General features: G+C 63.9%; 23 protein-coding genes and 1 pseudogene. 6 read left to right on the top strand and 18 right to left on the bottom strand.

Annotated features, from left to right (window positions below; translation table 11 throughout):
* Positions 1 to 22: 22 nt before the first annotated feature.
* The 6 genes from P9255_RS04255 to P9255_RS04230 form a co-directional block, all read right to left on the bottom strand.
* Positions 23 to 727: a FadR/GntR family transcriptional regulator gene (locus P9255_RS04255; RefSeq protein ID WP_309766756.1), complete on the bottom strand. Its 705-nt coding sequence runs from the start codon at positions 725 to 727 to the stop codon at positions 23 to 25.
* A gap of 87 nt (positions 728 to 814) precedes the next feature.
* Positions 815 to 1,153: a thioredoxin family protein gene (locus P9255_RS04250; RefSeq protein WP_309765673.1), complete on the bottom strand. Its 339-nt coding sequence runs from the start codon at positions 1,151 to 1,153 to the stop codon at positions 815 to 817.
* 64 nt (positions 1,154 to 1,217) lie between these two features.
* Entirely contained in the window at positions 1,218 to 1,745 is a 528-nt protein-coding gene (locus tag P9255_RS04245) for a chromate transporter (RefSeq protein WP_309765672.1), read from the bottom strand.
* On the bottom strand, positions 1,742 to 2,290 hold the full coding sequence (locus P9255_RS04240) for a chromate transporter (protein ID WP_309765671.1): 549 nt from the start codon (positions 2,288 to 2,290) through the stop codon (positions 1,742 to 1,744). The genes P9255_RS04245 and P9255_RS04240 overlap by 4 nt, the downstream gene beginning before the upstream one ends.
* Before the next feature lie 63 nt (positions 2,291 to 2,353).
* Positions 2,354 to 3,289 (bottom strand): 2-dehydropantoate 2-reductase, encoded by a 936-nt coding sequence (panE, locus tag P9255_RS04235; RefSeq protein WP_309765670.1) that lies wholly within the window; start codon positions 3,287 to 3,289, stop codon positions 2,354 to 2,356.
* A 33-nt stretch (positions 3,290 to 3,322) separates the two neighbouring features.
* Entirely contained in the window at positions 3,323 to 3,694 is a 372-nt protein-coding gene (locus P9255_RS04230; protein ID WP_309765669.1) for a hypothetical protein, read from the bottom strand.
* Positions 3,695 to 3,905: 211 nt separating this feature from the next.
* Here P9255_RS04230 and gndA point away from each other — a divergent pair, with 211 nt between their 5' ends.
* Complete coding sequence (gene gndA, locus P9255_RS04225) at positions 3,906 to 5,312, top strand: NADP-dependent phosphogluconate dehydrogenase (protein ID WP_309765668.1); 1,407 nt, start codon at positions 3,906 to 3,908, stop codon at positions 5,310 to 5,312.
* A 48-nt stretch (positions 5,313 to 5,360) separates the two neighbouring features.
* Here the strand turns inward: gndA and P9255_RS04220 are convergent, their stop codons facing one another.
* The 6 genes from P9255_RS04220 to P9255_RS04195 are packed head-to-tail and all read right to left on the bottom strand — an operon-like array spanning position 5,361 to position 12,079.
* Complete coding sequence (locus P9255_RS04220; RefSeq protein WP_309765667.1) at positions 5,361 to 6,482, bottom strand: Gfo/Idh/MocA family oxidoreductase; 1,122 nt, start codon at positions 6,480 to 6,482, stop codon at positions 5,361 to 5,363.
* Positions 6,479 to 7,540, bottom strand: a complete 1,062-nt coding sequence (locus tag P9255_RS04215; RefSeq protein WP_309789187.1) for a sugar phosphate isomerase/epimerase family protein — start codon at positions 7,538 to 7,540, stop codon at positions 6,479 to 6,481. The genes P9255_RS04220 and P9255_RS04215 overlap by 4 nt, the downstream gene beginning before the upstream one ends.
* 47 nt (positions 7,541 to 7,587) lie before the next feature.
* On the bottom strand, positions 7,588 to 8,550 hold the full coding sequence (locus tag P9255_RS04210; protein WP_309765665.1) for a substrate-binding domain-containing protein: 963 nt from the start codon (positions 8,548 to 8,550) through the stop codon (positions 7,588 to 7,590).
* Positions 8,551 to 8,572: 22 nt separating this feature from the next.
* On the bottom strand, positions 8,573 to 9,589 hold the full coding sequence (locus P9255_RS04205) for an ABC transporter permease (RefSeq protein WP_309765664.1): 1,017 nt from the start codon (positions 9,587 to 9,589) through the stop codon (positions 8,573 to 8,575).
* The gene (locus tag P9255_RS04200) at positions 9,570 to 11,057 is read right to left on the bottom strand and encodes a sugar ABC transporter ATP-binding protein (RefSeq protein WP_309765663.1); all 1,488 of its coding nucleotides are present in this window, start codon (positions 11,055 to 11,057) and stop codon (positions 9,570 to 9,572) included. The genes P9255_RS04205 and P9255_RS04200 overlap by 20 nt, the downstream gene beginning before the upstream one ends.
* A 2-nt stretch (positions 11,058 to 11,059) precedes the next feature.
* Positions 11,060 to 12,079 carry a LacI family DNA-binding transcriptional regulator gene (locus tag P9255_RS04195; RefSeq protein ID WP_309765662.1) on the bottom strand — a complete coding sequence of 340 codons (1,020 nt, stop codon included), beginning with the start codon at positions 12,077 to 12,079 and terminating at the stop codon, positions 11,060 to 11,062.
* A 165-nt stretch (positions 12,080 to 12,244) separates the two neighbouring features.
* Here P9255_RS04195 and P9255_RS04190 point away from each other — a divergent pair, with 165 nt between their 5' ends.
* Positions 12,245 to 12,661 (top strand): YciI family protein, encoded by a 417-nt coding sequence (locus P9255_RS04190; protein WP_309765661.1) that lies wholly within the window; start codon positions 12,245 to 12,247, stop codon positions 12,659 to 12,661.
* A 7-nt stretch (positions 12,662 to 12,668) separates the two neighbouring features.
* Here P9255_RS04190 and P9255_RS04185 read toward each other — a convergent pair whose 3' ends face one another.
* Together P9255_RS04185 and P9255_RS04180 are read right to left on the bottom strand one after the other, a co-directional pair.
* Positions 12,669 to 13,376, bottom strand: a complete 708-nt coding sequence (locus P9255_RS04185) for an SDR family oxidoreductase (RefSeq protein ID WP_309765660.1) — start codon at positions 13,374 to 13,376, stop codon at positions 12,669 to 12,671.
* Between the two features lie 79 nt (positions 13,377 to 13,455).
* On the bottom strand, positions 13,456 to 13,884 hold the full coding sequence (locus P9255_RS04180) for a MarR family winged helix-turn-helix transcriptional regulator (protein WP_309789186.1): 429 nt from the start codon (positions 13,882 to 13,884) through the stop codon (positions 13,456 to 13,458).
* A gap of 343 nt (positions 13,885 to 14,227) precedes the next feature.
* On the opposite strand from P9255_RS04180, the gene P9255_RS04175 reads away from it, so the two are divergent.
* Positions 14,228 to 15,385 carry a branched-chain amino acid ABC transporter substrate-binding protein gene (locus P9255_RS04175; protein ID WP_309789185.1) on the top strand — a complete coding sequence of 386 codons (1,158 nt, stop codon included), beginning with the start codon at positions 14,228 to 14,230 and terminating at the stop codon, positions 15,383 to 15,385.
* Here P9255_RS04175 and P9255_RS04170 read toward each other — a convergent pair.
* Positions 15,366 to 16,295, bottom strand: a complete 930-nt coding sequence (locus P9255_RS04170) for a LysR substrate-binding domain-containing protein (RefSeq protein WP_309765657.1) — start codon at positions 16,293 to 16,295, stop codon at positions 15,366 to 15,368. The genes P9255_RS04175 and P9255_RS04170 overlap by 20 nt on opposite strands.
* A gap of 116 nt (positions 16,296 to 16,411) precedes the next feature.
* Between P9255_RS04170 and P9255_RS04165 the strand changes: the two genes are divergently transcribed.
* The 3 genes from P9255_RS04165 to P9255_RS04155 all read left to right on the top strand — a co-directional run bounded on the left by P9255_RS04165 (position 16,412) and on the right by P9255_RS04155 (position 20,189).
* The gene (locus tag P9255_RS04165; RefSeq protein ID WP_309789184.1) at positions 16,412 to 17,566 is read left to right on the top strand and encodes a methionine aminotransferase; all 1,155 of its coding nucleotides are present in this window, start codon (positions 16,412 to 16,414) and stop codon (positions 17,564 to 17,566) included.
* Positions 17,567 to 17,592: 26 nt separating this feature from the next.
* Positions 17,593 to 18,375, top strand: a complete 783-nt coding sequence (locus tag P9255_RS04160) for an ABC transporter substrate-binding protein (RefSeq protein ID WP_309765655.1) — start codon at positions 17,593 to 17,595, stop codon at positions 18,373 to 18,375.
* 242 nt (positions 18,376 to 18,617) lie between these two features.
* Positions 18,618 to 20,189, top strand: a complete 1,572-nt coding sequence (locus P9255_RS04155; RefSeq protein WP_309789183.1) for a DHA2 family efflux MFS transporter permease subunit — start codon at positions 18,618 to 18,620, stop codon at positions 20,187 to 20,189.
* 43 nt (positions 20,190 to 20,232) lie between these two features.
* Here P9255_RS04155 and P9255_RS04150 read toward each other — a convergent pair.
* From P9255_RS04150 to P9255_RS04140, 3 genes and pseudogenes are all read right to left on the bottom strand, one after another.
* Positions 20,233 to 20,609, bottom strand: a pseudogene (locus P9255_RS04150) (restriction endonuclease).
* Complete coding sequence (locus tag P9255_RS04145) at positions 20,552 to 21,151, bottom strand: hypothetical protein (protein WP_309766853.1); 600 nt, start codon at positions 21,149 to 21,151, stop codon at positions 20,552 to 20,554. The pseudogene P9255_RS04150 and the gene P9255_RS04145 overlap by 58 nt, the downstream one beginning before the upstream one ends.
* 289 nt (positions 21,152 to 21,440) lie before the next feature.
* Entirely contained in the window at positions 21,441 to 21,878 is a 438-nt protein-coding gene (locus tag P9255_RS04140) for a DUF29 domain-containing protein (protein WP_309766754.1), read from the bottom strand.
* Positions 21,879 to 21,927 lie beyond the last annotated feature (49 nt).

The following is a 21,927-nucleotide window of genomic DNA, read 5'->3' as shown; positions in this document are numbered from 1 at the left end:
GGCGATTCTCTTCGAGTGATGGTTAGCGGATGCCGGCTTCCGCGAGACGGCGCGCGGCGTTGTAAAGATGCGTCTGGGCGGCGTGACGCGCCGCTGCCGGATCGCCCGCACGAATGGCGTCGGCAATTGCGGCGTGCTCTTCGCGCACCTGCCGCGAGAAGTCCTCACGCAGCGCCTCGTTGCGGCGCGTGACGAGCGTGCCCGCCTCCAGATACTGATTCAGGAACGCGAGTGTCTTGAGGAAATATGGATTGCCGGTCGCGTTCGCGATCTCGCGATGAAACGCCACGTCTTCCGCGACGCCATCGCGGCCAGCGCGCACCGCTTCGTCGATGCGGGCGAGCGCCGCGTCGATAGCGGCGAGGTGCGCATCGGTGCGGCGCGTGGCGGCCTCGGCGGCGACCTCGGCTTCGATAGCCCGCCGCAGCGCGAGAATCTGCACGACCGCGCCCGGCTCGACGGCCTGCGCGTAATCGATGCGCAATGGCCGGATGCCCGCCCGCTCGACAATGAACACGCCGCTGCCCTGCTTCGGCTCGACCATGCCTTCGTTCTTGAGACGCGACACGGCCTCGCGGATCACCGTTCGGCTCACGCCGAATTCCTGCGCGAGCACGGCTTCGCTCGGCAGTTTGCCGGTCGCCGCGAAACTGCCTTTCTCGATCAGCTTTTGAAGTTGCTGCGCGACGGTATCGGAAAGCGCACGGGGCGAAATCTTCTCGAACATGCGCGGCGGCGTGGTGTGCAATGTCATCGGGTCATCATACAAGTCGACGCCGCGCGTGTCTCTTCGGCGATAACCCTTAACTCGCCATCATTCGGCGAGCGGCTCGTCGATGAGCGCGAGCGCGTCGCGGATTTCGCCGGCATCGCCGGGGCGCACGAGGCGCGCGACTTCCTTGCCGCCGAGCATGAAGACGAGCGTCGGCCAGAGCTTGACGCGGAAGGACCGGCCGAGCGGACGGCCGCTGCCGTCCTCGATCTTGATGTGATGCACGCCGCGATGCGCCTGAAACGCCTGCGCGATCAGCGGCTGCGCGGCGCGGCAGTACCCGCACCAGTCGGTGCCGAACTCCACGACCGTGGGCCCGGTGAGGGCGTCAACTTCGCTGCGGTCGGGCGCGGTCTTCGCATATTCGGTGGTCATGCTCATGGCGCTGTCCTCGTGCGTTCGTTGTCTCGCGAAGCAGCAGAAAACCTGCCAGCCCGCGCGTGCTTCACTGCCCGAATCCCGTCAGGCCGATCAGCGCGCCGGCCCCGAGCAGCCACAGCGGATGCAGCCTCGTCCGGTAAGCCAGCCACGCGACGGCGACCGTGATGCCGGCGAGCATCGCGGTCTGATCGGACGCTTCCGCGATCAGCAGCGCGCTCGCCGCGACGAGCCCGACGGTGACCGGCACGAGTCCGAGCTGCACGTAACGCCGCCACGGACGGTCCTTGAAGCGCTCCCACGCGTGCAGCGCGGCGATCGTCACGAGCGATGACGGCCCGAACTTCGCAACCGATGTAATCAGCACGCCCGGCCATCCCGCGACGTGCCAGCCGATCAGCGTGACGACCATCATGTTGGGTCCGGGCGCGGCCTGCGCGAGCGCGAAAAGCGCGGAGAAGTCGGCTTTGGTCATCCAGTGATGGACCTGCACGACTTGCCGCTGCATTTCGGGAAGGATGGTGTTGCCGCCGCCGAATGCGAGCAGCGACAACTGGCTGAAGATCGCGGCGAGGGAGACAAGATCGTCTTTCATCGGCGCACCTTCCATGCGATGAGTACCGAAACCGGCGTGAGCACGAGCATGGACGGGAGCAGCGGCGTGCGGAACAGGGCGATGGCCGCGAACATCGCGAGCGCGACGACAGCGGCTTCGGGCTTCTTGCGAAGCGGCCACATGAGCTTGACCGACATCGCGACCAGCAGTCCCGCCGCGGCCGCCGCGAGGCCCGCGAACAGATGCGCGACGCGCGGATCGTGATGCGTGCGCTGATAGATCACGCCGAGCGCGATCACGACCAGCGATGGCCCGGCCAGCAGCCCGAGCAAGCCCGCGAGCGCGCCGGGCAGCCCGCGAAATTTCATGCCGATAGCCACCGACAGATTGATGACGTTGCCGCCCGGAAGAAACTGGCAGAGCCCGAGTAGATCGGTGAACGCGTCGGCATCGAGCCATTTGCGGCGCTCGACGATTTCGCGCCGTGCAAGCGGCAGCGCGCCGCCGAACGCCGTGAGGCCGAGCGTCAGAAAGCCGATGAAGATTTCGGCGATGGTGGGCCGGGGCGTGTCGCTCTGATGCATGGCGCGCAAGAAAAGGCGAGAAAGCGGCAAGCGTACAGCGTCAGGTGCGCCTCTCGCAATTGCTCAGCCTTTCGACGCACGCCCGCGCCGCGCCTCATACGCCTTCAAGTGCGCGTAGGCGACCGCCAGCAACGACGTTCCATCCACCGCTGCCTTTCGCCGCGCCAACAGATTCCCGACGATATGATCCGCTTCGATCGCCGCGTCGTTTTCGATGTCGCGCAGCATCGACGCGGTCATCAGCGAGCCGCGCTCCGAGAAGAACGTGCGCGAGCGCGCGATCACCGCTTCGCCCGGCGCATGACCGTTGTCACGGGCGACGCCGCTGCATTCTTCGAAGAGCCCGCGCAGCAGCGCTTCGCCGCCGGGCGCGGCCACGATATCGCCAATGGGCGCGCGCATCAGACAGGTTCCGGCGGCGAGCGTCGCGAGGAAAACCCACTTGTCCCACATTGCCTGCAGGATGTTCTCGGTGACGTTCAGTTCAAAGCGCGCGCCGGCCAGTTGCTCACCGATCGAATCGATACGCGCTGACCGCCCGCCCGCGCGTTCGCCGATGGTCATCGACTGCATCGTGTTCAGATGAACGATTGCGCCGTGAGCATCGAGCGTCGCCGCGATCACGCATTGGCCGCCCAGCACCTTGTCCGCGCCGAAGCGCGCGTCGAGCGCATCGAGATGCGCCATGCCGTTCAGGAGCGGCAGGATGGCCGTATCCGGGCCGACGGCGGGCGCCAGCGAATCGATCGCACTGTCGAGATCGTAAGCCTTGCAACTGAGCAGCACGAGATCGAACGGCTTGTCGATATCCTGCGTGAGCACGATCGGCGGATTGGTGAAACGCACATCGCCCTCGGGGCTTCGCACGTTCAGGCCGCCGTCGCGCAGCCGTTGCGCACGCCGCTCGCGCACGAGAAACGTCACGTCGCGGCCCGCTTCGAGCAGCCGCGCCCCGAAATATCCGCCGATGGCGCCCGCGCCCACTACCAGAATCCGCATGCCTCGCTCCTTGTTGTCGATTGTCCGTTTCGCTCAAGCCTGCCACACGCCATAGCCCGCTTCGCGCAAGCCGATTGCGAGTTCCACTTCCATGTCGCGTGCGCCGTCGTAGGGCATCGGGTTGTACATCTCGTACAGATGGGGCAGAAGGCGCAGCCCGAAGTCCCGCACGAACCGGTTCGACTGGATGCCGGCCTTGTGCTTGTCGAAACGCACGTCCGGGTCGATGCCCGTCATCCCGACATAGACGAACGGCTTGCCGGGCACGTAATCCGGGTTCGCGCGACGAAAGCGCGCCTCGTTCCAGACGGCGTCCGACAGTTCGACGACATAAACCGAATAGTGATGCGCTCGTGTGCGCCGGGACAGCGCCATGAAGAATGCGATACGGTCAGGGGCGTCCATTCTATGCCGATGCCCGCACGCGCGCGCGGTCGCGACCGCTGCCGGATGCGGCTCAAAGTGGTAAATTCGGGCGGTCTGCGCTCGCCCACTGGACATGCGTCGTTCGAATCCAGGACGCACCGTGGCGCGCGAGCGCCGCATCCATCGACAGTTTTCATCCGAAGCGCCCGCGCCACGAGCGGCAGGCGCTTCGGTCATTCGGAGATCAAGCATGAGCAAACAAGCTATCGGCGTGGTGGGCCTCGCCGTCATGGGCCGCAATCTGGCCTTGAACATCGAGAGCCGCGGGCACGCCGTTTCGGTCTACAACCGCAGCCGCGCCAAAACCGACGAACTGATTGCCGAACATTCCGACAAGAAGCTCGTGCCGACGTACACGCTCGAAGAGTTCGTGCAATCGCTCGAAACGCCGCGCCGCATTCTGCTCATGGTGAAGGCCGGCGCGGGCACCGACGAGACCATTGCGCAACTGCGTCCGCTGCTCGAAAAAGGCGACATTCTGATCGACGGCGGCAATACGCATTTCACCGATACCATCCGCCGCAATCAGGACCTCGCGAAGTCGGGCCTGCATTTCATCGGCACGGGCGTGTCGGGCGGCGAGGAAGGCGCGCTGAAGGGACCGTCGATCATGCCGGGCGGGCAGAAGGAAGCGTACGAACTCGTCGCGCCGATCCTGCACGAAATCGCGGCGAAGGCGCCGGACGGCGAGCCGTGCGTCGCGTACATGGGTCCGGACGGCGCGGGCCACTTCGTGAAGATGGTGCACAACGGCATCGAGTACGGCGACATGCAGTTGATCGCCGAGAGCTATGACGTGCTGAAGCGCGTGGCGGGCTTGTCGAACGACGAGCTCGGCAAGGTGTATGTCGAGTGGAATCAGGGCGAGCTGGACAGCTATCTGATCGAGATCACGTCGAAGATTTTTTCGAAGAAGGACGATGAGACGGGCAAGGATCTCGTCGATGTCATTCTCGACCGCGCGGCGCAGAAGGGCACCGGCAAGTGGACGAGCCAGAACGCGCTCGATCTCGGCGCGCCGTTGCCGCTGATTACCGAAGCGGTGTTTGCGCGCGTGCTGTCGTCGCTGAAGGATCAGCGCGTCAAGGCGAGCAAGGTGCTCTCCGGCCCGTCGCCGAAGTTCGATGGCGATCGTGAAGCGTTCATCGAATCGGTGCGTCGTGCGTTGTATCTGTCGAAGATCGTGTCGTATGCGCAGGGCTTTGCGCAGTTGCGCGCGGCATCGGATGAGTACAACTGGAACCTGCAGTACGGCGAGATCGCGAAGATTTTCCGCGCGGGCTGCATCATCCGTGCGCGCTTCCTGCAGAAGATCACGGATGCTTACGCGGCTGACAAGGACCTCGCGAATCTGCTGCTCGATCCGTATTTCAGCGATATCGCGGCGAAGTATCAGGATGCGTTGCGCGATGTCGTGGTCGCGGCGGTGAAGGCGGGGATTCCGGTGCCCGCGTTCTCGTCGGCGATCGCTTATTTCGATGCGTATCGGTCGGAAAGGCTGCCGGCCAATCTCGTGCAGGCGCAACGCGATTTCTTCGGCGCGCATACGTTCGAGCGGACGGACAAGGCGGGGAGTTATCACGCGAATTGGGCGTGATGACCTGAACCGTTGAAGGAGCGGGGCAGCCGAAAGCTGCCCCGTTTTTCAATCGATGCCGACCCACGCCCCATCACTCCGGCTACTCCTCAACACCCCTTCCACGAACCTCAACCCCGCGACCCCATCCTCGACGGTAGTCAACCAGTCATCCCCTTGAGTCGTCCCGCTCGCAATACACGCCGCCGCGTCCGTATAAACCTGCGCGAACGCTTCGATATACCCCTCCGGATGCCCTGCCGGCACGCGCGTCGCATGTTGCGCCTCGATGCCCTGCACCCGTCCGCGCGTCAGGCGCCGCGACGTCCCGCCGACCGGCGTGAACCACAACTCATTCGGCGACTGCTGATCGAACGCGAGACCCGCCTTCGTCCCATACACGCGCAAGCGCAAGCCGTTCTCTTCGCCCGCCGCAACCTGACTCGCCCACAACATGCCGCGCGCTCCGTTCGGATACCGAAGCATCGCCTGAACGTGATCGTCAACACGCCGCCCGGGCACGAACGTCGTCACTTCCGCCGATAGCTCCGACGGCCGCATTCCCGTCACGTATTCGGCAAGCTGATACGCGTGCGTGCCGATGTCGCCGAGACAGCCCGCCGGCCCCGCCATCGACGGGTCCGTGCGCCACGCCGCCTGACGGTTCGCCTGCGTCTCCACCGGCAACGAGAGCCAGTCCTGCGCATATTCCACCTGCACGACGCGGATATCGCCGAGCATGCCCTGCCGCACCATCGCGCGAGCGTGGCGCACGAGCGGATAGCCCGTGTACGTGTACGTCACCGCGAACACGAGCCCCTTCTCTCGCGCGAGCCTTGCGAGCGCCTCGCCTTCATCGAGCGATACGGCGAGCGGCTTGTCGCAGATCACGTGAATGCCCGCTTCGAGAAAGGCGGTCGCGATCGGCGCATGCAGATGGTTCGGCGTGACGATCGCCACCGCTTCGATACCATCGGAGCGGCCCGCCTCGATGCGCGCCATCTCGCGATAATCGTCATAGCTGCGCGGCAAGCCGATCGCCGCCGCGCTCGATGCCGCCCGCCGCGCATCCGACGACAACGCGCCCGCCACCAGCTCATAGCGATCGTCGAGCCGCGCCGCCATCCGATGCACCGCGCCGATGAACGCGCCCTCGCCCCCGCCGACCATCCCCAGGCGCACGCGTTTCATCGCTCGTCTCCGATGCCCAGCACATCGCGCATTCGCTCCCGGCTCGCGCCGCTGCCGGCGAAGTCATCGAATGCACGCTCCGCCACGCGGATGATGTGATCGCGGATGAACACCACCCCCTCGCGCGCGCCATCCTCCGGATGCTTCAACGCACATTCCCATTCGAGCACGGCCCAGCCTGCGAAGTCGTACTGCGCCATCTTCGAGAAGATCGCCTTGAAGTCGATCTGGCCATCGCCGAGCGAACGAAAACGTCCGGCGCGATCCACCCATCCCGAGTAGCCGCCATACACGCCTTGCCGTCCGTCGGGGCGAAACTCTGCGTCCTTCACATGAAACGCCTTGATGCGCGCGTGATAAATGTCGATGAACGCCAGATAGTCGAGCTGCTGCAACACGAAGTGGCTCGGATCGAAGAGGATGTTCGCGCGCGGATGATCGTCCACCGCCGCGAGAAAGCGCTCGAACGTCACGCCATCGTGCAGGTCTTCGCCAGGATGCAGCTCGTAGCACACATCGACGCCCGCGCGATCGAACTCATCGAGAATCGGACGCCAGCGTTTCGCCAGTTCATCGAATGCCGCTTCGACGAGACCTGCCGGACGCTGCGGCCACGGATACACATACGGCCACGCGAGCGCCCCCGAGAACGTGACATGCGCGTTCAATCCAAGGCGCTTCGATGCCGCCGCCGCATGCTTCAGCTGCGATATCGCCCATTCGGTCCGCGCGGACGGATTGCCCCGCACATGGGGCGCCGCGAAGCCATCGAACAGCGTGTCGTAAGCGGGATGCACCGCGACGAGCTGCCCCTGCAGATGCGTCAACAATTCGGTGATCGCGACGCCCGCATCTTCCACGGTGCGGCGGATATCATCGCAATATGCATCGCTCGATGCGGCCTTCTCGAGATCGATCAGGCGCGCATCGCAAGGCACCTGGATGCCCTCGTAGCCGAGCGAAGCCGCCCACGACGCTAGGTTCTTCAACGAATCGAACGGCGCGGCGTCGCCCATGAACTGCGCGAGAAAAATCGCAGGGCCCTTGATGGTCTTCATCTTTCGCCTCGATAAGAATGCCGGTCAACGCGTGACCGGCCTGGCGTTCAGAACGGCGAGTTCGGATAGTAGAACTGCTTCGCGTTGTCCTTCGTGATGAGCACCGAAGGAATGATGGTCGTCGGCGGCAGCTTGTCGCCCTTGAGACGCGCTTCGGCGGTCAGCTTGATCGCGTCGTAGATGAACTTCGGCGAGTAGGAGACATCGGCCTGCACGCGCTTGTCGCCATCCATGATGCGTTTCACCGCTTCCTTCGATCCCGCACCGCCGAACACTTCCTTGATGTCGGTGCGCTTCGCCTGATCGATCGCCTTCAGCACGCCGATCATCATGTCGTCGTCGGCGGCCCATACGGCGTCGATATGCTTGAAGCGCGTGAGATAGTCCTGCATCACCTTGAACGCGTCATCGCGATTCCAGTTCGCATACTTCGCGTCCAGTATCCTGATGTCCGGATGCTGCTTGATCACGCCTTCGAAGGCAGTCCAGCGTTCGTTGTCGAGCGTCGTCGGAATGCCGCGCAGCGCGACGATATCGCCACGGCCGTTGAGCGTTTTCGCGAGATACTCGGCGGGCAGCTTGCCGAACGCGGTGTTGTCGCCAGCAACGTAGGCATCCTGAGCATTGGTATCCGTCAGGCCGCGATCGACGACCGTCACGTACACGCCCTTCTTCTTCACTTGCGCCACCGGCTGCGTGAGCGAAGCCGATTCGAACGGGAAGATGACGAGCGCATTGATCTTGTTGACGGTCACGAGATCCTGCAGCTGATTCGCCTGCTCGGGCGCGCCGCCCGCCGTCTTGACGATGATCTTCAGGTCCGGATGCGCCTTTTCCAGCTCCTTTTTCGCCTCGTTCGCCCACCAGACGATGCCGCCCGTGAAGCCGTGCGTGGCGGTCGGGATGGCGACGCCCACCACGACCTTGTCGGCGGCGCGAGCGGATGGCGCAACGGCGAACGCGCTCGCCGTGAGCGTCAGCGCGGTGAGCGCGCGGAAGAGTTTCTTCATGACGATGTCTCCTGTTCGATTATTAACGACGGCCACGCTGCAAGAAGGCTACGAAGATGATCACGGCGCCCTGCACCGCCGCGTTCAGATACACGCTGATGATGCTCGTGAGATTGAGGATGTTGTTGATGACCGATAGCAGGATCGCACCGATGACCGTGCCGATCACGCGCCCTTCGCCGCCCTTGAGCGCCGTGCCGCCGACCACGACGGCCGCGATCGCTTCGAGCTCCCACAAGAGGCCGGTCGTTGGCGTCGCAGAACCGAGGCGCGGGACATAGAGCACGGTCGCCACCGCGACGCACAACCCGAGCAGCACATAGGTCGCGATTTTCACGTGATCGACGCGTATCGCCGCATAACGCGCGACCTGCTCGTTCGACCCGATGGCCTGCACGTGCCGCCCGAACACCGTGCGGTTCAGCACGAGCGCACCGCCTCCCGCGACGATCGCGAAGACCCAGATCGGCACCGGCACGCCGAAGAGGCTCGCGTAATACACCGGGCCGTAGAGATCGACGAGGGAATTGTCGAGCGTCAGCGCGCCGCCGTCCGCGAGCCACGTCAGCAGCGCGCGAAAAACGCCGAGCGTGCCGAGCGTCACGATGAACGGTTCGATGCGCCCTTTCGTCACGAGCAGGCCATGCGCAAGACCGAACAGCGCGCCGAGCACGAGCGCGAGCACGATGCCGAGCGCGACGATCAGAAGCGGCGGCACCGCATGGCCGCTTGCTCCCTGCATCAACCCGTTCATCATGTAGATCATGCTGCCCGCGATCAGCGCGGCCATCGATCCCACCGACAGATCGATGCCGCCCGAGATGATCACGAAGGTCATGCCCACCGCGATGATGCCGATGAACGACGTGCGCGTGAGCACGTTCATCGCGTTATCGACCGTGGCGAAGTCGCTGTTGAGCAGCGTGCCGCCGATACATAGCGCAATCAGCCCGAGCAGCGGCCCGATGCCGAACAGGATGCGCGAAATGGCGGCGAAACGGCTTTCGCGTTCGGTGTCTTCAGTGTGTGCCGGTCGCATGCGCGATCAACCTCTCTTCGGTCAGAAGGTCCATGCCGAGTGTCGCGACGAGTTCGCCCGCGCGCATCACCGCGACGCGATGGCATAGCCCGATCAGTTCGATCAGCTCGGAAGAAATGACGATTACCGCGCGCCCTTCGGCGGCGAGGCGATGAATCAGAAAGTAGATGTCGCGTTTCGCGCCGACATCCACGCCGCGCGTGGGTTCATCGAGCACGATCACGCGTGGATCGGGATGCAGGAACTTGGCGAGCGCGAGCTTTTGCTGGTTCCCGCCGGACAACATGCGCGCGCGGTTTCCCGCATTGCCCGTGCGAATGCCGAAGTCCTTCAGCGCGACGCCGAGCGCATTGCGCTCCGCGCGTTTGTCGATGAGCGGATGCGCGTAGCGTTCGAGCGTCATCATCGTGAGGTTGTCCTTCAACGCCATGTCAACGTGCAGGCCGCGTCCCTTGCGGTCTTCGCTCAGATACGTGATGCCGTGACGCATCGCGTCGCGCGGGCTTTTCAGCGTGGCCGCCTCGCCCGCGATCGACACGCGTCCCGTGCTCAAGGTCCGCAGGCCCACGAGCGCTTCGAACAATTCGGTGCGTCCCGCGCCGACGAGTCCCGCAAAGCCGAACACTTCACCTTCGCGCACCGAGAAGCTCACGCCATCGGCCCAGCCCGGCACCGATGCCGCTTCCACTTCGAACGCGACGCGCGCATCGGCGGCAAGGGCGGGCTTCGGCGGAAACATGTCGGAGACTTCACGGCCGACCATCAGATTCGCCATCTGCTGCCGCGTCAGGTCGGACGTGGGCGCGCGCGCGACGAAACGGCCATCGCGCATCACGATGACTTCATCCGTCACGCGCTCGACTTCATCCAGCTTGTGCGAGATATAGACGATGGTCGCGCCGGCGTCCTTCAGGCGCGCCATCAGCGCGAAGAGGCGCTGCGTTTCGGAGGGCGTGAGCGTCGCCGTCGGCTCGTCCATGATGAGCAGGCGCGCATCGCGCAGCATGGCCTTCGCGATCTCCACGAGCTGCTTCTCCGCGACGATCAGTTCGCGCACCCTGGTATCGGGATTCTTGTGCAGGCCGACTTCGGCGAGCGCGGCGCGGGCCTCGTCGCGCATCGACGGTTCATCGAGAAAATAGCCTTTGCGCAGCTCGTGCCCGAGATACATGTTCTGCGTGATGCTCAGATGATCCGCGAGATTCAGCTCCTGGTGAATCAGCACGATGCCCGCGCGTTCGGCATCGCGCGAACTCGTGAAGTCCGCGCGCGCGCCATCGATCGACACGATGCCTGCGCTCGGCCGCTCGTAGCCCGCGAGAATCTTCATCAGCGTGGACTTGCCCGCGCCGTTCTCGCCGAGCAGGCCATAGATGCGTCCGGGCGCGAGATCGAAGCTCACGCCATGCAGCACGCGCACCGGCCCGAACTGCTTCTCGATTCCCTCAAAGCGCACGGCAAGGCTCATTGTCAGGCGCTCCTTCGTTGGATCAGCCGATGCGGCAGCAGCACGCCCGGCACATCCGCGCGTGGATCGCGCAGGCGCCGGAGCAGCAGATCGGCGGCGGCTTCGCCGAGCGCCTGCATCGGCTGCGCGACGGTCGTCAGCGGCGGATCGACGTGCGCCGCCACGGCGATATCGTCGAAGCCGACGACGGCGATATCGTCCGGCACGCGCAGGCCCACGCCGCGCAAGCCGTTCATCACGCCGATCGCGAGCGTGTCCGAGACCGCGAAGATCGCCGTCGGCCTGTCGCGACCAAGCGATGCGAGCTGCACGGCGGCACGTTCGCCCGCGTCGTAGTCGAGGCTGTCGAGGTCGATGCGCCATGCCGGATTCGGCGCGATGCCCGCGGCTTCGAGCGCATCGCGATAGCCTGCGAGCCGCTGCCGTCCGTACAGATAGCCCTGGCCCGAACCGACCAGCGCAATGCGCTCGTGACCCTTGCCGATCAGATATCGCACGACGTCGCCCGCTGCAAGATGATTGTCGATGCCGACATACGGCACGCCCGCGTCGGGATCGAACTCGCAGCACGCAACCCACGGCAGCGTCGATGCCTCGTCGGCCAGCGCGTTCTGCACGGCGGCGGGATCGAGACAGATGGCGCCATCGGCGCGCCGTCCCCGCAACAGGTCGAAATAGCTGCGTTCGCGTAAGGGGTCTGCGCCGGTATCGCACAGCAGCATGAAATAACCATTTTGACGCGCTACGCTGTCGATGCCGCGCACGATCGCCGCGTAGAACGGGTTGCCGAAGTCGGGCACCATCGTGAGGAGGAGGCGGCTCTCGGCCGTGCGAAGATTGCGAGCCAGCTCGTTGATGCGATAGCCGCTCGCCGCGACCGCCGCGCGCACCTTGTCGCGTGTGATCTCGCGCACGTTCGTGTGGCCGTTGAGCACGCGCGATACCGTCGCGACGGACACGCCTGCGCGTGCCGCGACATCGGCAATCGATACTTCCTCACGGGGACGAACGGTTTCCGACATGCTGCGCGCCACGACGGCGGACGGGATGTAATGGATTACATTATTTGATCCGACGTGCCCGCATGGCAACCGGAATCGGATAGGGATAAACGCTTAATGTCGATTCGGCGTGGGTTCGGTCGTCGTGACGTCATGACCCGACGAACCACCACGAGGAGCACGTCCATGCGATTCATGATGCTGATGATCCCGCGCGGTTACGAGAGCGCGGAACCCGGCACGATGCCGGGCGCCGAAGCCGTCGCCGCGATGATGAAATACAACGAAGCGCTGCAGAAGGCCGGCGTGCTGCTCGCGCTCGACGGGCTGCATCCGCCGTCGATGGGCGCGCGCGTCAGCTTCGAAGAAGGCAAGCCGCGCGTCGTCGACGGCCCGTTTGCCGAAGCTAAGGAAGTGCTCGGCGGTTACTGGATGATTCAGGTCAGTTCGCGCGAGGAAGCGATCGAATGGGCGAAGCGTTGCCCCGGCTCGCCGAACGAGACGATCGAAGTGCGGCAGGTCATGGAGTTCGACGACTTCCCGCCCGATGTGCAGGAAGCGTCCGCTGGCTTCGACGAGATGCAGAAGGCGGCGAAGCGGTAACGCCGGATCAGCGCGGGATGCCGGTGATATAGACCGGCGCTTGCGTCGAAAGCGATTGCTTGACGGCGCGGCCGGTGTCGTCGACGAGCACCTCTTCTTCGCCGCGCTCGACCGCCGCCAGCACTTGCTCGACCACGCTTGCCGGCGATGTCTTCGGCGCCGCGACTTCCGCGACCATGTCCGTGTCGATATAACCGGGATGCACGCCGACCACGAGCGTGCCCTGTGCGCGCAGTTCGTCGCGCAGCGCGTTGGTCACCGCCCACGCCGCCGACTTCGACACGCTGTACGCGCCGCCATCGGGCAATACGACCCAGCTCAGCACGGACAGCACGTTGACGACCGCGCCGCCGCCGTTCTTCCCGAGAACGGGCGCGAACGCCTGCGTGACGTTGAGCGGTCCGATCGCGTTCACTTCGATGAGATCGCGCACGCCCTGTGTCGATGCCGGATCGAGCAGCGGGCCGCGCGTGAGCGCACCTGCGTTGTTGATGACGATCTGCACGTCGGTGTACGTCGCTGCGGCCTGCGCGATCTCCGCGGAATTCGTCACATCGAGCTTGATGGCCTTCGCGCCTTCGATATCGACGCTGCCCGGATTGCGCGCCGCCGCATAGACTTTCGCTGCACCCGCATCGAGGAGCGACTTCACGAACTGCTTGCCGAGACCGCGATTCGCGCCGGTGACGAGAACGACCTTTCCTTTGATCTGCATGACGACCTCCACTTGAAGTGCATATGCACTGAAAACGGTATATAAAAGCCCGCATCGCTGCGAGCCACGGTTCAATCGATCATTCCATCTCGGTCAGTTCGAAGAGCGTCTTGCGCAAAGCCTTCGCGCGCTTCTCGCCGAACTTCGCTTCGAATTCCGTCTGCGCCGCGCGCCATTGCTCGTAGCCCTGCGCGAGCATGACCTTGCCCGCCGCCGTCAGCTTCAATCCGACCGCGCGCGAACTCGGCGCTTGCTGCTCCATCTCGACGATGCCATCGCGCTGCAGCGGCTTGAGCGCGCGCACGAGCGTGGTCCGATCCATCACCATCGATTCCGACAGCTCGGCCATCTGCACGCCTGGCTTGCGGGAAATCGCGGCAATGAGCGTGAACTGCGCCGGCGTGATGCCCACGACGCTCATATGCCGCTGGTAAAGCTGCGATACATAGCGCGCGGCCTGACGAATGGCGAAGCAATTGCAATCGAGAGGAGAAGAATTCGTTGTCATGGATGCAGCCTATCTGTGCATATGCACTTCGTCAAGCACGGCGTTTTTATCGCGACGATAGGCGCGGCACAAATCGTCGCGCGAGACGAAGCGCAAAAACCCGCGCCGCCGCGCCGCATCTGCGAAAGCGCGCGGCCGGGCCTGTGCCGAAATCCGCATTCCGTTCGCGATGAAACGACAAGACGCGGCGAATTTGGCTTCCTACATTGCCCATGTCCGCCGCTCTCGCGCGAGGGCAACTCCGTCTTGCCGGCGGGTAATTGATCGTGTTCCATGCAGTGGTCATGCGCGATGCAACGGCCACGTCTGACCGGACTGCCAAACCACAACAGGAGAGGAAACCATGCGTATCCGCACGAGCTTCAAACAGTCTGCATGGATCGCGGCGTGCGCCGCCGCGTTCGCCGCCGCGCCGATGATGGCTGCAGCCGAGGACGTCACGGTGAAGGTCGGTTTCGCCGCCCCTCTCACCGGCGCGAATGCAGGCTACGGAAAGGACCTCCAGAACGGCGTGCAACTCGCGCTCGACGAAGCCAACGCCAAAAAAATCACCATCGGCGGCAAGACGGCGAAGTTCGAGATCGCGGCGCAAGACGATCAGGCCGATCCGCGCGTCGGCGTGCAGGCGGCGCAAAAACTCGTCGATGACGGCGTCGCGGTCGTCGTCGGCCACTTCAATTCGGGCACGACGCTGCCCGCCTCGCCGATCTACAACAACGCCGGCATCCCGATGATCGATCCCGCCGCGACCAACCCGACCATCACGACGCGCGGCCTCGAGAACATCTTCACGGTGATCTCGAGCGATGCGCAGAACGCGGGCAACGCCGGCGTGTACGCGGTGACGACGACGAAGGCGAAGCGCATCGCGATCATTGACGATCGCACGGCCTTCGGTCAGGGCGAAGCCGACGAGTTCGAGAAGGCAGTGAAGGCGAACGGAGGCAATATCGTCGCGCGTGAATTCAGCGACAACCAGACCGTTAACTTCAGCGCGCAGCTCACGCGCCTGAAGGCCGTGAACGCGGACCTGATCTTCTTCGGCGGACTGGACCGGCAAGCGGCGGCGGTCGTCAAGCGGATGAAGCAGCTCGGCGTGAACGCGCAGTTCGTCGGCGGCGGCGGCGTGATGGACGCCGATTTCCTCAAGCTCGCCGGCGATGCCGCCGAAGGCGCGCAGGCGTGGGAATACGGCAGTCCGCTCGACAAACTTCCGCAAGGCAAGGCGTTCGGCGACAAATTCCAGAAGCGCTTCGGCGTCGCGATCCTCTCGTATGCGCCGTTCGGCTACGACGCCGCATGGGCCGCCATCAACGCGATGCAGAAGGCGAACTCCGCCGATCCGAAGGTGTATCGCCCGGTGCTGAAGAGCATATCGTTCGAGGGCATCACCGGCCCGATCGCGTTCGACGAAAAGGGCGCGCTGAAGAATGCGTCCTCGACGCTCTATCAGGTAAAGAACGGACAGTGGGAAACGATCGTCACGAAACACGGGATGTAGCGTGCAGCGCGTTCCGCGTGGCCGCGGCCTCGCCGTCGAGCCACTGCGCGAACTGCCGCAGCGCGGACGACGGCGCGGGCCGCTCCGGATAGACCAGGTAATAGCCCGCGCCGCTCGGCACGCGCAGTGAAAACGGCGCGATCACGCGTCTTGCGCGCAGGTCTTCTTCGATCAGCGATACGTCGCCGATGGTCACACCGAGACCCTGCATCGCCGATGACATCGCAAGATCGAGCGTATCGAAATGCTGCGCTTTCGCCGATGGCAAGCCCGCGTAGCCGTATGCGCCGAGCCACAGCAGCCAGTCGCGGCGATCGCGCGTCGGATGAAGCAGCGTCTTGCCGGCGAGGTCGCCTGGCGTGGGCGTCGTGTGCCTGCGCGGCTTCCACAGTTCGGGCGCGCATACGGGCGTCAGCACTTCGTCGAAAAGAGGATGCACGGTCACGCCTTTCATCGACGACACCACGGCCGGCACGCCGAAGACGATGGCGGCATCGAAATGCTCGGCGTCGAACTCGACGCCATGCGACACCGACGCCGTCACTTCCACCACCAGTTCCGGCCGCTCGTTCTGCAGGCGGATGACGCGCGGCAGCACCCAGCGCATCGCGCAGGTCGGGCATTTGACGCGCAGCGTGCCGGACTGGCTGCCGCTTTTGGCGAGCGCATCGCCGATTTGCGCGAACGCCTGCTGCAGCGGCGCGACCAGCAGCGTTCCCTGATGCGTGAGCGCGAGCCCGCGCGCCTGCCGCACGAAGAGCGCATAGCCGAGATGCGCTTCGAGTCCGGCGATTTGCCGGCTCACCGCGCCCTGCGTGACGTTGAGCAGGTCTGCGGCGCGCGTGAAGTTCAGCTTCTGGGCGACCACGAGGAAGGTCTTCAGCACGTCCAGCGAAGGCAGCGGTTTCATCGGGTTTTTGTCGAGTAGCCATGAGCAGCAAGCATGGCTAGTATGACAAACTTTCGATTGTCGGCGCTTTATTGCCGCGGTTGAATCGCCGCAATGCCAAAGTGGAGTCTTCTGCCGTGCAAAGCGCCTGCATCCCCGAGTCCAAACTGCCGAATGTCGGCACGACCATTTTTACCGTCATCGGCCAGCTTGCCGATGAACACGATGCGCTGAACCTGTCGCAAGGCGCGCCGAACTTCGCGTGCGATCCGAAGCTCGTCGACGCGGTTACGCGAGCCATGCGGGCAGGACATAACCAGTACTCGCCGATGGCCGGCACGCTCGCGCTGCGCGAGGCGATCGCCGTGAAGACGCTTAAGCTCTACGGCGCGCAATACGATCCGGGCACGGAAGTGACGGTCGTCGCGAGCGCGAGCGAAGGGTTGTACGCGACGATCAGCGCGCTCGTGCATCCCGGCGACGAGGTGATCTACTTCGAGCCGTCGTTCGACAGCTATGCGCCCATCGTGCAGCTTCAGGGCGCGAAGCCGGTTGCGATCAAGCTGTCGCCGGAAGATTTCAGCATCGACTGGGACGAAGTCGCCGCCGCGATCACGCGGAAGACGCGCATGATTCTCGTCAACACGCCGCACAACCCGACGGGCAGCGCATTCACGCCCGCCGATATCGAGCGGCTCACGGCGCTCACGCGCGGCACGAAGATCGTCGTGCTGTCGGACGAAGTGTACGAACATGTCGTCTTCGATGGCGCGCTGCATCACGGGATGGCGCGTTATCCCGAACTGGCCGCGCGCAGCGTGATCGTGTCGTCGTTCGGCAAGTCGTATCACGTGACGGGCTGGCGCGTCGGTTATTGCCTCGCGCCGGCGGCGCTCACCGCCGAAATCCGCAAGGTCCACCAGTTCATGACCTTTTCCGCCGATACCCCGATGCAGATGGCCTTCGCCGAGGCGCTCGCGGACGAATCCAGCTATCTGCATCTCGGGCCGTTCTACCAGCACAAGCGCGACGTGCTCGCGAAGGCGCTCGAAGGCTCGCGCTTCGAGCTATTGCCGAGCGCGGGCAGCTTTTTCATGCTCGCGCGCTACAGCGCCATTTCGGACGAGCGCGACAGCGACTTCGTGCTTCGGCTGATCCGCGAGGCGCGCGTCGCGACCATTCCGCTGTCCGCGTTTTATACCGATGGCACCGACAATCGCCTGATCCGTCTTTCGTTCGCGAAGGACGACGACACGCTCACCGAAGGCGCGCGCCGCCTTTGCTCGATTTAGCCTTTCGTTTTCCGGAGACCATCACGATGAAGAAGAATCACATTGCGGCCGCGCTGTTGATCGCGTGCTCGTTCGCAAGCGGCGCCGCGCTCGCCGCCGATACGCTGCGCTTCGGCCTCGAAGCGCAATATCCGCCGTTCGAATCGAAGTCCGCGACGGGCGAGCTGGAAGGGCTGGACATCGACGTGGGCAATGCGGTCTGCGCCGCCGCGAAGATGCAGTGCAAGTGGGTCGAGACCTCGTTCGACGGCCTCATTCCCGCGCTGCAGGGCCGCAAGTTCGACGCGATCAACTCCGCGATGAACGCGACCGAGCAACGCCGCCAGGCGATCGATTTCACGACGGTCGTGTATCGCGTGCCGACGCAGCTCATCGCGAAGACGGGTAGCGGTATCGAGCCGACGCCGGCGTCGCTGAAGGGCAAGAGCGTGGGCGTGCTGCAGGGCTCGATTCAGGAGACGTTCGCGAAGGCGCATTGGGAGAACGAGGGCGTGAAGGTCGTGCCATATCAGGATCAGAATCAGGTTTACACGGACCTGAAGTCAGGCCGCCTCGATGCGACCCTCGTGCTCGCGCCCGCCGGTCAAAGCGGCTTTCTGTCGAAGCCTGACGGCGCGGGCTATGCGTTCGTCGGCGCGCCGGTGCGCGATGACAAGATTCTCGGCAGCGGCATCGCTTACGGCATCCGCAAGGGCGACGATGCGCTCAAGACGAAGCTGAACGCCGCGATCGAGAAGGTCAAGGCGGACGGGACCATCGACAAGTACGCGAAGAAGTATCTGGGGAACATCGACATTTCGGCGAAGTAAGGCGGGGCGTGCGCGGCGTGCGTGTCGCGCACGCGTCGGTTCAGAGCTGCAGGAAGGTGCGAACCGCGAGCTTTCCAGCGGATGGCCCGGTCTCGCAGCGTGTCGACGCGTCGATACGCGCGCTGATGCTGCGTCAGGACGCCTATCGTCCGTCTGTCCAGCAGCATTCACTGACAACAGGCACACTTGCGGATCGACCAACCGCCGTCGCATGACCCGCGCGGCGATTCACCGGGAACCGCATGAGCACGCCGCCGCCAACCAACGCCGGGCAGCCGACGCCGCCGCCGCTTCAGGGCGCTCGACTCGTGCTCGCCACCTTTGCCGTGGCGCTCGCGACGTTCATGAACGTACTCGATTCGTCGATTGCGAACGTCGCGATTCCGACGATCTCCGGCAATCTCGGCGTGTCCGTCAACGAAGGCACCTGGGTCATCACGGTGTTTGCGGCATCGAATGCGGTGTCGATTCCGCTTACCGGCTGGCTCACGCAACGGCTCGGGCAGATCCGGCTCTTCGTCGGCGCCATTCTGATGTTCGTGCTGTCGTCGTGGCTGTGCGGCCTCGCGCCGAACCTGCCGGTGCTGCTTGTTGCGCGCGTGCTGCAGGGCGCGGTCGCCGGGCCGCTGATCCCGCTTTCGCAGGCGATCCTGCTCGGCTCGTATCCGAAAGAGAAGTCGTCGATGGCCCTCGCGCTATGGGCGATGACCGCGACCGTCGGCCCCATCGCCGGCCCGGCGCTCGGCGGCTGGATCACCGACAGCTATTCGTGGTCGTGGATCTTCTACATCAACATTCCGGTCGGCCTTTTCGCGGCGGGCGTGACGTGGGCGATCTACAGCAAGCGCGAATCGCCGACGCGCAAGGCGCCCATCGACGTGATCGGCCTCGCGCTGCTCGTCACATGGGTTGCGTCGCTGCAGATCATGCTCGACAAGGGACGCGACCTGGACTGGTTCTCGTCGCCGGTGATCGTCGTGCTGGCGATCGTCGCGGCCATCTCGTTCGCGTTCTTCGTCGTATGGGAGCTGACGGAGGCGAACCCGGTCGTCAACCTGCGCCTTTTCGCGGGGCGCAACTTCTTCGGTGGCACGGTGGCGATATCTGTCGCGTATGGCGTCTTCTTCGGCAACCTCGTGCTCCTGCCGCAATGGATGCAGCAGTATCTGAACTACCGTTCCGTCGACGCCGGCCTCGTCACCGCGCCGCTCGGCGTGTTCGCCGTGATCCTTGCGCCGGTGATGGGCAAGGTGCTGCCGCGCAGCGACGCCCGCGTGATCGCGACGATGGCGTTCATCGGCTTTGCATTCGTGTTCTGGCTGCGGTCCAGGTACGTGATCGAGATCGACACCTTCCATCTCGTGCTGCCGACGCTGCTGCAGGGCATTCCGATGGCGATGTTCTTCGTGCCGCTCACGGCGATCGTCTTGTCGGGCTTGCCGCCATCGAAGATTCCGGGGGCGGCGGGATTGTCCAACTTCGCGCGCGTGTTCTGTGGCGCAGTGGGCACGTCGCTCGCGGGCAACGCGTGGGACAACCGCATCGCGCTGCATCACGAGCGGCTGACCGATGTGGCGAATATCTATAACCCGGCGTTTTCCCAGTCGCTCGCGATGTCGCAATCGACGCTCGGCATCAGCGAAGCACAGGCGCGCGGCATGTTCAACTTCACGGTGAACTCGCAGGCCGCGATGATGGGGCTCAACGATATCTTTCTGATCTCGGCGGTAATTTTCATTCTGATCATTCCGCTGATCTGGATCACGAAGGTGGCGAAAGGCGGCGGGGGTGGAGCGGCGGCGGGGGCGCATTGATGCCTTGGAGTATCAGTCATAGAGCCGTTGCGCCCGCGCGTTTTTAGCTCTGCGGCGTCAAGAAATATATGGGCGTCAGCGGCATGCGCGCCCGTGCATTGTCGTCGAGCTTCCCATAGAACTCGATCCACAGTTCAATGAGGCGCTCTGCATCGATCAGTGTGATCTTGCGGCGCTCCTGGTCCCGCGCGAACGATTCCGCATCGCGGGTGAATCCGCCTAGAGAAACGAAGAGTCCGACGTCGTCATCGTTGATGATAGCGATGAAGGACTTGAGCCCGTCCTTGTCGACCGATGCCCTATCCGCTTCACCTGCACCTTGATGCGCGGTGCTCGCGTGCCCAGCGGATCCATATTCGCGATTATATCGACTCCGCCGTCCTTGCCTGGCGGCGATACCCAGCCGATGTGGTAACCCATCGCCCGCAACAGATCCGCGACGAGATCCTGAAAATCGTACGGTGGCATCTTGTGGAGATGCTGTTCGATCTCGCCCCACGCTTGCTCCTCGGCCTGTCATATGTGACGCTGGCCGCTTCCGCGTCAGCATCGAATGACAGCGCGACCTGCTCGCTTAACTTCGCTGAGACGTTGACTAGTCCGACGGGATCGCGAGACTGTGACGCCCGCCACTGTGCATACAGCCGACCGGTTTCGCGGCAGAATTCAGCAGGATCCTTGAACTTTGCATCGGCCGATATTCCGACGTCCGTCACTGCCCATATTCCCTTGTGCTTTACGAGCCAGCCCCCTTTCACGCAGGCCACAGTGGCAAACCGCACTATCTTCTCGAAGCGCCTCACACCGCTTTCATAGTGACCGGATTCATACGGCGTGAGCGTCACAGTGTTGGCGAGCGCTTCGAGCGCCTTGCCGGCAGGCATCCCCTCGGGATGCAACTTCAAGATTTCGAACAGTTTCTTCAACAGTTCGCCAGTGCGTTGTCTGGAAGTTTCGGCCATTGCTATTCCTTCGTCGTACCGCGCATATATGTGGGGAGCGCGGAAAGACTGCAATTGTCCCTGTGCAGAGCGATACAACAGTCAAAATTGTTGGCTAAGTCAGAAGGAATCAGTGCTTGCGCTGGCCGGCTCGCTTTGCGCGAATTTCGCAAAACGGGCTTGATCGGATTTCGCGATTCCGAATTCACCTGATCCTTACCACGAAGTGGCAAACCGCGATGAAGACGGCGCGGCGCATTGAACCGCGCCCGTGACAAAAGCGCGAGCCGGGCCGCTCGCGCGTTCGCGGTCATTCCGGCAGAAATCCCTCTTCAAGCACGGATGTCATCGGCCACGGGCATGTTTCCGGGAACGAATCGAAGTCGATGCCCGTCTCGGTTTCCGCCAGATTCCGGGCCTTCATCCATACAAGGTCGAGCCACCTCGCTTCCTCGAACCGGCGTCGCAGGCTCGGCGCTTCGCTCAGAAGATAAAGCGCTTCGGTCCTTTGCGTGCGGATGGTATTCATCCAGCTCTTGCCCCGCCGCTCAGGTTGATGTCGCCACTTGAGCAGATGCGCGAGAAGCACCGACACCCTGCTCCCCAGCTCGCGTAATTGGCTCTTACCCACGTCCTCGATTTCCTCTGCAATATGCTCGATATCGATGGCCGAGAGCCTTCCTGCCCGCAGCAGCGCGACCTGTTCTTCGGCCCACGCCACCACGTCTTTGTCATAAGGCGTTCCCATCGGCTCACTCCCGTTTTCCTCAGGACTTCCGGTATCGATCATGCTCTGC

Source organism: Caballeronia sp. LZ019 (assembly GCF_031450825.1).
Taxonomy (GTDB): domain Bacteria; phylum Pseudomonadota; class Gammaproteobacteria; order Burkholderiales; family Burkholderiaceae; genus Caballeronia.
The sequence above is the reverse complement of the archived record's forward strand: the minus strand, read 5'-3'. Positions and strand labels throughout refer to the sequence as shown.